Consider the following 12535-nt stretch of genomic DNA (forward strand, 5'->3'; position numbering starts at 1 on the left):
TATGTAGCCGTTAATTTTGTTTTCAAGGGTTATTCAAAAATAATTTAAAAAATGAAAACTAATAATTTCAAACATGGTTAATTTAATAAACATAAAAAAAGCAGCCATCAGGCTGCTTTCTATCAATTCAACTTAAGCAATTATAGCTGACATGCCTTGGTGCTTTTGCTGTTTACGAATTGCACATCTCCCGCTACTGGAGCGAATTGTGCAATCTTAATATCACCAATATCCTTGATGAAGGTATACATAACTTCGGCGTCTACATAGCCCGTCATAACTGGGGTTAACACTGGGTAACCATCACCACCAGCGGCATTGTAGCTAGGAACAGTAAAGCTATACATTGCGTTAGCATCATATCCTTTGCCGTTGATATCGTTAATAACAACGGTCTTCGCTTCACAATCAACTTCCATCTTAATACCTGCAAGTTGTGGATATGCACCAGAACCTTCAGCACCGATATCGACTGTCGCAACAACATTCAGATAATCTGTAATTTCAGCTCCAGTCAAAGTACTTTTAGTAATTGAGTTGCCAAATGGTTGAACAGTAAGGACATCTTTATAAGTGATCTCACCAGTTTCAATTGAATCACGTACTCCACCTGAATTCATTACCGCAAAATCGGCATCGACTTTGCTTCGCTGGGCTTGCGCAATCAGCAGGCCTAAATTTGTTTGTTGAGTTCGTACAACACCACGATCACCTTCAAGTTTACCATCTGTCGTACCAATAACTTCAGATAGCCCTTCCTGACCTTTATCCTGATACTGTTGCATAATTTCAAGTAGTGTAGCGTCCGGTGTAATGGCCTCACCGATAAGAACACGGTCACCAGCTTCATTTTTCTTCTTTAAGTTAACAGGAATTAACTTATAGCTTGCTAAGTGTAGCTTATTATTGAAATACTCAAAATTAGCTTGACCAACATACTTACCCCACTCGTGAGCTTGCATGATAAATGTACCGTTCTGTAAATCAGGCTTACACTCTCCACCCGCGACAAAATCAGCGTATTCGCTGCCTTCCATACATACAGGGTTTTGAGAATGACCACCGATAACAGCGGCTAAGTCACCTTCAGCCATTGCTCGGGCAAGCGCTACATCACCTGGTGCATTATTTCCGTTAGCTCCGTCAGCATAGTGACCCATATGAGTAGTCGCAAAAACCAAATCAGCTTCATCTGCATCTTTGATCGCTTGAATGACCTTCTTCAGTTCTTCTTTTGGATCTGTAAACTCAAGCCCACTAACAAACTCAGGATTCGCAATTTTTGCTGTATCTTCAGTTGTAAGACCCACTACGGCAATTCGGATCCCATTAACAGTAAATACTTTATAGGCGTCAAAATATCGCTCGCCTGATACTTTGTCATATATGTTTGCAGCTAGCATTGGGAATTCAGCAAGCTCACGCTGCATATCAACTGTCGATAATGGATTATCAAATTCATGATTACCAACAGCCATGGCGTCATAACCGATTAGATTCATACCAACAAAATCTGGACGTGCATCTTGTAAATCAGATTCAGGCACACCAGTGTTTACGTCACCGCCAGAAAGTAAGATTGACTCACCGCCGTTTGCTTCAACTTCAGCACGGATCTTATCAATTAATGACTTACGAGCAGCCATGCCATACTCGCCATGCTTATTTTCAAAGAAGCGACCATGATTATCATTAGTATGTAATACAGTGAACTTAGTACAAGCATCTCCAGCTTCGATACATGTGGTCGGTAAAGTGCTAATAGAGCCATCATCATTATTATTGTCGCTGCCACAAGCTGTTAACGCAGATACTACAGCCGTAGCAACTAATCCTTTTAATAAAGTCATTTTCATTACAATCAACCCCTTGATTATTTTAATATACTGTAATTTATAGTTATCTAGCTCAAGCTTAACTCGCTTTAGCTGCGATCCATCTTAGCAAAGCATAAAGATAATTTGTGGCATTTTTGTTTCAAAATACAGCCTAAGTAACTATTTTGATTGATATTTACGCAACAGATATTTCACTATCAAGAACAGGCCAAACTGAATAAAAAAGGAAATACTTGGAGAGGGACTTATTTTGAGACGATTATTAAAATAATAAGCGCCAATACAGCGCGTTACAGTTATCACAATAATGTTGGCTATTATCCTCAATAGCGAACAGGCCGAACGATATATTAACGCTCCGACCTGTTCAAAAAACAACCAAACAGATTTTACTTACCGTATGGCAGCACTGATTTTAGCCAAGCAGAGATATCTTGTAGCTGTTGAGGCAACACACTGTGAGGCATATTGTATGTTTTCCACTGATTATTAAAGCCTGCACCTTGCAGTAATTCGTATGCCATCTTACCGGCATCAACCGGTACCACATCATCTTCAATGCCATGATGCTGTAAAATTGGCGTGTCACGATTCACACTCGAAAGCCCATCAGGCAAAGAGTCACCACTTGGAAGGTAACATGACAGCGCCATTATCCCTGCGAGTTTGTATGGTAATCTAAGCCCGGTATAAAGGCTCATTACACCGCCTTGGCTAAAACCTGCTAATACGATATTTTCAGTTGGGATCCCTAGTGCCACTTGCTCTTCGATAAGTGCGATGATCTGCTTCTCGCTCTGCTCTACACCCTGTTTATCTGCTCTTTCGTGTAGGTCCATACTCTTAATGTCGTACCAGGCACGCATAACATAACCACCATTAATGGTCACAGCTTGCTCTGGTGCATGAGGGAATATAAAACGAATACGATGTTCAGCCTCTAAGCCTAATGCTGGTACTACTGGGGCAAAACCCGCACCTGAGTCACCTAGACCATGAAGCCAGATAACACAGGCTTTAGCCTCTTGCGTAGGTTCGATTGTAATACGTTCTAAATGGTCAACAGACATAAAGTTCCTTTCTATTTAGTATTGTCACAAAGCCAAAATAACATTGGCAAAGCGAATTTGGACGCCGAGTATTAAAACAATAAAAGCTGCATTATTCAGAAGAATGGCCGTACGTTAAGCAATACCCAGCTCTTGTTTGATATCTTGTAATTGCTCTATTGAATCGAGTTTAAGATTCCAGCGTACAGCTCCCGCATCGGCCACAAGCATCAGTGCATCTTGATGAAATTTGATGTCATCAACCATGGCATATAACTGGCAACCATTTTCTAGGCGCACCTGTACTTCAAATGGTGAAATAATGAGTTTTCCAACAGAAAATTGAACAATCATAACGAGTTAATATCTCTAAAATGCAATAAAAAAGCCCAACACAGTTGGGCTTTAATCAACTGACAAAGACAGTTTAGTGTTGGTGTCCGCCTTTACCGTGGGCATGACCATGGGCAATCTCTTCGCTCGTCGCGTCACGGACATCCATGACTTCAAGGTCGAAGGTTAATTCACGGCCTGCTAGTGGATGATTAACATCTACTGTTGCCATAAACTTACCCACTTTTAGAATAGTGACTTGGCGCTGGCCTTGATCTGTGTTGATCAATGCACGCATACCCGGTTTCCACACGCTAGCGCCTTGAAGATGCTTGACTGACACGCGTTGCTCCGCGTCTTCATTACGCTCACCATAGGTTTCACTGGCAGGCAGAGTCACAGAAAACTTAGCACCGACGTCTTTACCTGTTAGTGCATCTTCAACACCTGGCATCATGTTGTCATGGCCATGAAGGTAGGCGATTGGCTCTAGACCTTGATTGGTTTCTAATTCTTCACCCTTCTCATCACGCAATGTGTAGTTAAATTGCACAACTGAATCGTCTTTAATACTCATGGTATTCCTTAACACTGTAAACTCTAATTTAGTGGCCGCAGCTTAGCAAAACTCGCCTCAAGCCTCTAGTGTTATCTAATTGAGACAAATAAAATGATATCAATCACTGTAAGCTTGCATGTTAAGTTAGCTGCTTACTTAACTTTTAACGCCTTAAACGTCGCTTCATCTGGGTAGCCGTCAGCAACAAGTCCCTGACTCTTCTGAAAACTCTGCAAGCCTTTAACAGACTTTGAGCCCAAAATGCCATCAGCCTTGCCCACATCGTAACCTAACTGATTCAACTGATTTTGCAGTTCTTTAACCCGAGCTCGGCTTAAATTAGGCATCTTAGGTGGTGCCACTTTAAGTGCCACGGCGCCATTGATCCTGTCAGCTAAATGGCCAACTGCGATGGCATAAAAGGTTGAGCGATTCCAGCGCATAATCACATCGAAATTGTCATAACCTAAAAACGCTGGGCCAGTATGTCCTGATGGCAGGTAGAGCGCTGCTTGCATGTCTGGCGTGCTCAGCGGTGAGCCATCGGTTTGGGTAATCCCCAACTCAGCCCAACGAATAAGAGGCTGAGATTCAGCCTTACCTAGATGCGCGTAGGAGAAGTTTTCCGGTAAGGTCACTTCTCGGCCCCAACGCTCATTGCGCTTCCAACCTAGGTTTTGTAAAAAGTTTGCCGCTGAGGTTAACGCATCTTCGGTACTGTTCCACAGATCGGCTTTACCGTCACCATCACCATCCACTGCATATTTTGCATAGGCCGACGGCATAAATTGAGTGTGTCCCATCGCCCCAGCCCAAGATCCCACCATATCAGCTTCAGCAAAGTTATAACGCTCTTTAAGCTTTAATGCTTGCATCAACTCAGTAGTAAAATATCCACTGCGTCTTGGATCGCAAGCCAAAGTTGCCAATGAGTCTAATACCGACATCTTGCCCTTATAAGAGCCAAAGTTGGTTTCTAGCCCCCAGAATGAAAGTAGATACTGAGGCGGTACACCATACTTTTTTGCCAGTTTGTCTAACAACACTTTATGCTCGCGATAGAGCTTGCGTCCCTGCTCTACTCGCCAGTCAGTGACTCGCTTACTGAAGTAATTTTCAAATGATGTACTAAATTCCGGCTGTTTTTGATCCAGCTCTATGACTCTTGGCACATACTTAACATTAGCCAAAGTCGTCTCTATGGTCTGCTGAGATAAACCTTCTGCTTTTGCCGTTTGTTGTAGCTCGGCCACGCAGCTAGCCCAGTTTGGCTGCTCGTCTGCCGCATAGGCAGCAGAAGTGGAAAGAAGAAGCGCTGTAGCCAGGGGGATTGATTTTAACAATTGAAGACTCCCAAAATGAATGACTGTAACGTATAAAATGCCTAGGTTAGATTAAACTTTGCTTAAACTCGCAAGAACTAGCGCAAGTCTTGTGCTTTGTTTCATCATACCATTGTAAAATATCATACTATGTTCGCTGCATAATATAGACTAAATTCACTTAAATATTACCACCAAATGATGTTTGTGTTGCAAGCGTCTACTTTCCGAACAAATGCCGCCTAGTTCTGCCGCTATAGGCATTTTAGACCACAGATAAATACCTTAAATAACTTGCTAAAATCACAAGCCAGTTGCAGACTATTAGTTAGCAAGACCCGTCTTTTTGACATCTAACCAAACAAGAGATTAATCATGACAGAAACGACTCCTACATTAGAAACTTTCATCAATAACGTAAAACAATCCCAAGTTGTTTGGGGTCTTCAAGATGAGACAGGTGAAGGTTGGGTTGTTTGCGACTCTTCTGAATTTGAAGCTACAGATGTAATGCCTTTATGGTCTGAAGAAGCGCAAGCTAAGAGCCATTGCACTGATGAGTGGGAAGGTTACCAGGCGGTTGCTATCACTCTAGAAGAGTTTCTAGAGTTCTGGGTTAGCGATCTTAACGATGATGGCGTACTGATTGGCGTGGATTGGATTGCCGATCAAGACTGCCAAGAAGTCGACCCTATCGTTCTAGCAACATCATTAGTGAATGTTGAAAAAGAATAATCGTTAAGTTAGCCATTACGATGTATCAATCAAGGCGCACAATCTAATCCATTGTGCGCTTTGTTTTTTTAAAAGGAATTGTTTTTGTGCTGGAGCTAGCCCCATTAATTGACATCCCATTCGATCGTAGACATTGCTGCTGGTTTTGCGGCGAGCCAAGTGATCAGCAATGGAGTTACCTAAAAGAAGCCTATACCCCTCATCCTTCTTTAACCGTGCCCTGCTGCAAAGAATGCTTAAGGTTAGCTAAACAACACAAGCTTACTTCAATTTGGGACTGTAAGATGGCAGTCAAAGACGAGCTGATGCGGTTCTACGAAAAGCACTTAGCTATAGGCGTTAATTGGACTAAGCAGGAATTAGAAGAGTCTGAATTCGAAGATAAAGTATTCGGTGGCTTTAAAAAAAGTGGCTGGATGATGTATGAGATTGCTCGTGACCGCGTCAATTATAACGGCTGGCCATTGAGTCTTAATGGCGTTGTTATTGATGATTATGGCTACGATGCTGCATTTAGTTTTGATGGCGTTAGTTACCGTTCTGTAAGCCAAGCCATTACATTCTATGCTAAACAGTTCACCTTAGATAAACGCTTTCTAGAAGATGTAATCGCCATCGTTGGTAAGGAAAGGTTTGGCTTTGCGATTCGTATCGCTCAAATTAATATTGCTGCGGTGCCTGAACTAAAAAAACAAGTCATTAATGACTTAAGAGAAGAGCACCAAGATTAAGCCTACTCAGTGCTCTTGCTATTAACAGATTTTTATTAAGAGACTTTTATTAAGAGATCTGCTAGCTATTTAGCGTTTCTCTTAATCTATCCTGCACAACTTCGACCAGCAGATCTGGCTGGAATTTTGAAATAAACCTATCACAACCAACCTTTTCGACCATCGCATTATTAAAGCTACCGCTTAATGAGGTGTTCAGGGTAATAAACAGATCTGACATACGTTTATCACTGCGTATTTCATGGGTAAGCTTATAACCATCCATTTCTGGCATCTCAGCATCGGTGATCAGCATTAAGATGTGATCGGTTATCACTTTGCCTTCATCACACCATCGCTTTAGCTGATTTAATGCCATCAGGCCATCAGTCGCTTCTATTACCTCTAACCCAAGCTGCTCAAGGGTTTCCCTTACTTGCCTTCTCGCTGTAGCCGAGTCATCAACAATTAACACCTTACGACCATGCATCAAAGGTAACAGTCGCTCATCTAGCACGCCTTCAGACAACCTAATATCGTAATGGATGATCTCGGCGAGCACTTTTTCCACGTCGATAATTGACACCAACTCTTGCTTATCTTGGTATTCAATGCGGGTAATTGCCGTTAGGTAGTTATCGCGACCCACCGTTTTTGGCGGTGGCATAATATCGCCCCAAGTTAAGTTAACGATATGCTCGACTTTATCGACCAAGAAACCTTGCACAGAACGGTTATATTCAGTCACGATCAGATTACTTTCTGCTTGAATAACAGATGGCCTAAATCCAATTGCTCTACGGAGATCGATTACCGGTATGGAGCTTCCTCGCAAATTCGCGACCCCAATAATGCTGCTGTGGCTACCAGGCATTGTACTTAATGCCGGCACCTTAACCACTTCTTTAACCTTAAATACATTAATGGCAAAAAGCTGAGTCACACTGATACGAAACAACAATAACTCCAGTCGGTTTTCACCCACCAACTTGGTACGTTGATCGACGCTTGCTAGCATTTGAGTCATTGGAGTCTCTTTACAAAGGTTATTATTTTTGACCTGATTATAATGATTTACGTCAATAAATCATTTATCTAAAGCACAATTTGGGTAATTTCTTAACAGAATAGCGAGTTACCCAAACTTGGCACAAATAGTAAAGCTGACAGCCACTGGAATAAACTGATCGTAATTCGCAGCATTGACGTATAAGACTTCAATTCACAACGGCACTGAGTATTATGGAATTAGCACTTTTTCCACTTCCAATTTGTATATTGCCTGGTGGCTTCACACAGCTACGTATATTTGAGGTGAGGTATCAAAGGCTTGTCAAAGAATCACTGCAAAGCAATTTAGGCTTTGGTGTGTGCATGTTAGATGACGATAAAAAATCGCTTCTGCCCATCGGCACCCGCTGCAAAATAGTTGACTTTGAAAGCCTAGAAGATGGGCTGCTGGGAATAACAATTTCTGGTGTTGAGAAATTTAAGCTTGAGCACTTTATTAATGAGCAAGATGGCTTAAAAAGAGGACAAGTGACAATTTTGCCCTGTTGGGAGTCCATACCAATAGAGATGAACCAGCAAAATTTGCCTCTGCTACTAAAAGAGTTAATGACTCACTACCCTACTCATTTGAACCAGTATGAAATAGAAAATTTTAATGACTTATCATGGATTTGCCAAAGGTGGTTAGAGATCCTTCCCTTACCCGTCCTTGACAAACAACACTGTATTGCAGCTAAAGATCATCGCCTCGCGTTAAGTATGTTAGATGATCTGCTACAACAAAGTGATCTAAATTAAATACGCTTACGTATTGGTCAATATAACTTGTAGGGCTGTAACGAGCGCCTTTATTTTAAAAGAGTGGTATGAATGCAAAATATTCAGTCACAAAGTCGTCAAAGTGGTTATTATAAAGCTTATGTAATAACAAATAAGCAACCTATGGACGACACAGACGCAAAAGCGATTATAGACAAGCTGACAATATGTTTGACTGAGGTGGCGGAAAACCGTGACAGGCAGGCTTATGCCATGCTATTTGGCTATTTTGCGCCAAAAATTCTCAACTTTGGCAATCAGAAACTCGCTAATCAAGGTTTAGCGACTGATTTAGTCCAGGAGACTATGACAAACGTGTGGACCAAGGCGCACCTTTTCAATGCAGAAAAAGGCTCAATCACCACATGGGTTTTTACTATAATGAGAAACCGCTGCTTTGACATGCTTAGAAAGGTTCAACACAACAAAGAAGACACTTTTGCTGATGATATTTGGCCGGTATTTGAAACCGCTGTAGCGGAAGAACACCCAGACCATATTCTCACAGCAAAGTTACTCAAGCATGTAGACGCCCTGCCCCTAGGTCAAAGGCAGGTCGTCAAAGGAGTTTACCTTCACGAATTAAGTCAACAAGAACTCGCCAGTAAATTAGACGTGCCTTTAGGTACGATAAAATCAAGACTTAGACTAGGCCTTGTAAAACTGAGAAGCATTTTGGAGAAAGATTATGATTAAGTATCATCCAAAAGAAGAGATGCTATTACTGCATGCTCAGGGAAAATTACATCTCGGTCTTGCAAATGCCGTATCTGCTCATTGTGAACTTTGTACTGAGTGTAGACACAAACTAAATGCGCTTACCGAACAACTTGCACAAGCAAGTCTAGTGGACGATAAGCCATTACTTGAGACTACAAACACTGGAATGGACTTCAGTAACATGATGGCTCAGATCATGGAATTACCAGCAACGCCACAAGCTGGCCACTCAACGTCGAGACAAACTGTGCAAGTCAATGGCTATCAGTACCAACTGCCGCGCGCATTGAGCCAACAAGCGAATAAATCATGGAGCGGATTAGGAAAAATAAGCCGTATGCGACTAGAAGCTGATGATGACACGGCACGTGCGAGCTTATTACATATCGATGCTAATGGTGAAATTCCCGAACACACCCATACTGGCAGGGAAATAACCCTACTGTTAGCGGGTTATTTTGAAGATGAGTTTAGCCAATATGTACCTGGTGACTTTATTGAACTTGATGCTCAACATAAACACTCACCAAAAACAGCCAATGGATGCTTATGCTATACCGTTGTAGATGCACCTCTGCATTTTACTAAAGGGATAAGTAAACTGCTCAACCCGATTGGTGAACTGATTTACTAGCTAGGGTTAACCGAAGAAAAAGGTCGCGAATGCGACCTTTTTTGTAGGTGAACAATGAGCTACGTCTGAGTCGCCGCAATAGGCACCACAGGCACAATACGTGAACCATGCTTACTCACTACATTCATGATGCCAAAGTGTAATTCTTCCGATACCAACTGAAACTCTGCAAAGTCCGTTGTGCCAATGTAGGCAAAAACATTGAGCTGTAATCCATATAAACCAAACCCTTTGAAAGTCACCCTCAGTGGACTTTCCTCGACCTTATCGTGCGCTTCTAACAAGCTGCGTATATCATCAATAATATTGTGAATTTGCTCAGTACTGGTCTGGTAATCTAAACGAATATCGGTTTTTAATCGGATTTTTTCTCGCTCAGAAATATTTTCAATATCCATCTCTGATAACCGCGCATTTGGCACATTAATCACCGAACGGTCGATAGTTCTAATACGGGTACAGCGAAGCCCTATTTCCTCGACGGTGCCCGTTATACTGCCAAATCGGCCGATATTGCCCACCTTAATCGGAGCTGATGAATACAAAGTAATGGTGCCAATAAAGTTTTCTATAGACTGTTTTGACGCTAGAGCGACCGCTATGCCACCAATGCCCAATCCCGCAAGAATAGTTGAGGCATCAAAGCCTAAATGTTCTAGCCAAATGAGTACCGATAAAGCCACCAGCATCACTCGAGTGAAATTAGCAAGCGGCCTTAATAAGGACGCGCTCTGACTATTACCTCGATTAATCCAACGTAAACGTAAGCTATTTTGAATCACATCGGTCAAAGACCAGATAAACCAGATCACCGCGATTAACAATAAAACCCCAGTATTGACCACTTCAATCACATTCGCCGATAACGTGGTATGCGCCATCCAGCCTCTTACGAGCAATAAGGCAATTAGCAGACGAGCAGGTCCAATCACAAGATGAGCAACATCTTCTTTATACTGATAATCACTGCGTAATATCAGCTTCTTTGCTACCCAAGTAATAGGAATGACCACCAGCAAAGCCAATATTAAATAGCAAACCAGTAACGCCCATTCCCAAAGATTTAGCTTGAATAAATGTCCTTGAGGAATGTGCTGTACAAACCACTCAACCACTGGGCCATAGCCCAACTCACTGTATAACAGAGGGACCTTTGCAATGGTGGCATTAGAGATCTTCCAAATAGAGCCTAACTCTTTATTGGGTACTTTTTGCAGTAATAACGTGATTTCACTGCCTTTGACTTCGACTCGGCCAAAAGCATCTCGATAATTTGGTAGTTGATCATTGCTCCTGCCACTCGGCGTATCATCAACCTCTTGTAAATTTACCCAAATATTACGCTCAATAATTGCAATCAGTTGCTTAGCATATTCAGGCCCAAGTTCTGCATCCATGCTTTCTGGTAAATATCGAAGATCTAAATACTTAGAGGCCTTGTCATAATCTTGCTCAAACGCGGCCTCAAAGAGGCCCGCAAGCGTACCTCTTGGTGTATCTCTAAATAGGCTATCTTGATAATCAAAGCTTTCTTGTTTTGGTAATTGGGCTTCCGACTCATCGCTCGATTGTTGGGCTTTAGTCACTACCGATGCGACCCCAGTAGCATGGGCGGAAAATGAGCTAGAAAACATGATGAGCAGCAAGAAGAAATAAAAAATTCGCAGCATATAGACTCCATTCAAAAATACGTCCCGTGAGGGGTTACAGCTTGCAATGCCGACACTTTAACAAAATGCTAACGTAAAACTAAAGTAATTATTGAGACAATAATAAGCAAAAACCTATTGACTTTGATTTATTACTGAATATAATTCGCGCAGTTTTTAAGATAGACCCTTTAAGATAGTCATTTCCGCCTTTTGGTAAAATCCACGATTCGTCGTTTGATCCCCCACATAAGCGTTATCTCAACAGGTTCAACCATCTTTTTTGACAGTCATGTCACTGTCATAACTTTATGCTTAACTTAAGCAGCTTGATTTTATGTGAATTTTGCGACACCGCATACATTTTTACATAGTTTATTGAATACAAGCGACTTGTATAAGCATAAAAAGATGAGTAGTCTCACATAGAACTTAAAATTCATCTTTCGCAAAAATGCTAAGGATATCTTATTGTTAAAAAACACTACCTATAATGGGTGGCTAAAAATATAAGGAGTGTGACCATATGTCATACCTAGTAAATGGACATGAAATTACCGTAAACTTTCCAGTAGACTCAATTTCAGTCAACAAAACATCAATCGCCTTTACTGACAGTCGAGGCAAAAATAGACAGACATTTTCTAAGCGCACCGAAGCGCTGTCATTTATGAAATGGTTATTGTCTAGCAATAAATAAGCTGTAAAAGTAAAAACTGACTCTTCGATACACCTCCTCTCACTCGTATCGAATGTTTGTCTTCATAGACAAACGAATAGGACTGACACATCTAATCAGCTATTTTGTCAATTCATTTGGGTTAGGCCATACCTTTAAAGGTATTAAGCCTAACCAAATGGAAACCTCAATCTTAAATCACCCTGTTAAATTCACTCGTTAGCGTATTTACGTTACTATCTTGCTATCACTGCCGCATTACCCAATAAGCCAAGTGGAAACCTCAACGTTACATCACCCTGTTAAATTCACTCGTTAACGTATTTACATTGCTATCTTGGTAACTATATTGGTATCACTGTCGCACCACTTTGATGTATAGACGGCATGGGGACGTTGGTTAGCAGCTTATCGACGCACATCCAGCCAAGTGAAATCATCCCGCTAAACTCATTCGTTAGCGTATTTACGTTGCTA

At 41.6% G+C, this 12535-nt stretch carries 13 protein-coding genes; 6 read left to right on the forward strand and 7 right to left on the reverse strand.

The window, feature by feature from the left end; genetic code table 11:
• Nucleotides 1–140: 140 nt before the first annotated feature.
• From ushA to K5Q73_RS06650, 5 genes are all read right to left on the reverse strand, one after another.
• Nucleotides 141–1856 carry a bifunctional UDP-sugar hydrolase/5'-nucleotidase UshA gene (ushA, locus tag K5Q73_RS06630; protein ID WP_220759244.1) on the reverse strand — a complete coding sequence of 572 codons (1716 nt, stop codon included), beginning with the start codon at nt 1854–1856 and terminating at the stop codon, nt 141–143.
• A gap of 371 nt (nt 1857–2227) precedes the next feature.
• On the reverse strand, nt 2228–2908 hold the full coding sequence (locus tag K5Q73_RS06635; protein ID WP_220759245.1) for an alpha/beta hydrolase: 681 nt from the start codon (nt 2906–2908) through the stop codon (nt 2228–2230).
• 114 nt (nt 2909–3022) lie between these two features.
• Entirely contained in the window at nt 3023–3241 is a 219-nt protein-coding gene (locus tag K5Q73_RS06640; protein WP_220759247.1) for a DUF3389 family protein, read from the reverse strand.
• Nucleotides 3242–3314: 73 nt separating this feature from the next.
• A complete protein-coding gene (locus tag K5Q73_RS06645) occupies nt 3315–3797 on the reverse strand; it encodes a peptidylprolyl isomerase (protein ID WP_220759248.1) in 483 nt (160 codons plus the stop codon).
• A gap of 134 nt (nt 3798–3931) precedes the next feature.
• A complete protein-coding gene (locus K5Q73_RS06650; RefSeq protein ID WP_220759250.1) occupies nt 3932–5122 on the reverse strand; it encodes a lytic murein transglycosylase in 1191 nt (396 codons plus the stop codon).
• Between the two features lie 354 nt (nt 5123–5476).
• Between K5Q73_RS06650 and K5Q73_RS06655 the strand changes: the two genes are divergently transcribed.
• The gene (locus tag K5Q73_RS06655) at nt 5477–5836 is read left to right on the forward strand and encodes a DUF2750 domain-containing protein (protein ID WP_220759251.1); all 360 of its coding nucleotides are present in this window, start codon (nt 5477–5479) and stop codon (nt 5834–5836) included.
• 86 nt (nt 5837–5922) lie between these two features.
• Nucleotides 5923–6567 (forward strand): hypothetical protein, encoded by a 645-nt coding sequence (locus tag K5Q73_RS06660; RefSeq protein WP_374706817.1) that lies wholly within the window; start codon nt 5923–5925, stop codon nt 6565–6567.
• 61 nt (nt 6568–6628) lie between these two features.
• On the opposite strand, the gene K5Q73_RS06665 is transcribed toward K5Q73_RS06660, so the two are convergent.
• Nucleotides 6629–7573 (reverse strand): chemotaxis protein CheV, encoded by a 945-nt coding sequence (locus tag K5Q73_RS06665; RefSeq protein ID WP_220759252.1) that lies wholly within the window; start codon nt 7571–7573, stop codon nt 6629–6631.
• Nucleotides 7574–7788: 215 nt separating this feature from the next.
• Here K5Q73_RS06665 and K5Q73_RS06670 point away from each other — a divergent pair, with 215 nt between their 5' ends.
• The 3 genes from K5Q73_RS06670 (at nt 7789) to K5Q73_RS06680 (ending at nt 9730) form a co-directional block, all read left to right on the forward strand.
• The gene (locus tag K5Q73_RS06670) at nt 7789–8355 is read left to right on the forward strand and encodes an LON peptidase substrate-binding domain-containing protein (protein WP_220759253.1); all 567 of its coding nucleotides are present in this window, start codon (nt 7789–7791) and stop codon (nt 8353–8355) included.
• 72 nt (nt 8356–8427) lie between these two features.
• Nucleotides 8428–9072, forward strand: coding sequence for a sigma-70 family RNA polymerase sigma factor (locus K5Q73_RS06675; protein WP_220759255.1), 645 nt, complete (start codon nt 8428–8430; stop codon nt 9070–9072).
• Nucleotides 9065–9730, forward strand: coding sequence for a ChrR family anti-sigma-E factor (locus K5Q73_RS06680; protein ID WP_220759256.1), 666 nt, complete (start codon nt 9065–9067; stop codon nt 9728–9730). The genes K5Q73_RS06675 and K5Q73_RS06680 overlap by 8 nt, the downstream gene beginning before the upstream one ends.
• Before the next feature lie 59 nt (nt 9731–9789).
• On the opposite strand, the gene K5Q73_RS06685 is transcribed toward K5Q73_RS06680, so the two are convergent.
• Nucleotides 9790–11400 carry a mechanosensitive ion channel family protein gene (locus K5Q73_RS06685; RefSeq protein WP_220759257.1) on the reverse strand — a complete coding sequence of 537 codons (1611 nt, stop codon included), beginning with the start codon at nt 11398–11400 and terminating at the stop codon, nt 9790–9792.
• Between the two features lie 505 nt (nt 11401–11905).
• On the opposite strand from K5Q73_RS06685, the gene K5Q73_RS06690 reads away from it, so the two are divergent.
• Entirely contained in the window at nt 11906–12079 is a 174-nt protein-coding gene (locus K5Q73_RS06690) for a hypothetical protein (protein WP_220759259.1), read from the forward strand.
• Nucleotides 12080–12535: the final 456 nt, after the last annotated feature.

The organism is Shewanella sp. MBTL60-112-B2, from assembly GCF_019655055.1.
Taxonomy (GTDB): Bacteria; Pseudomonadota; Gammaproteobacteria; order Enterobacterales; family Shewanellaceae; genus Shewanella.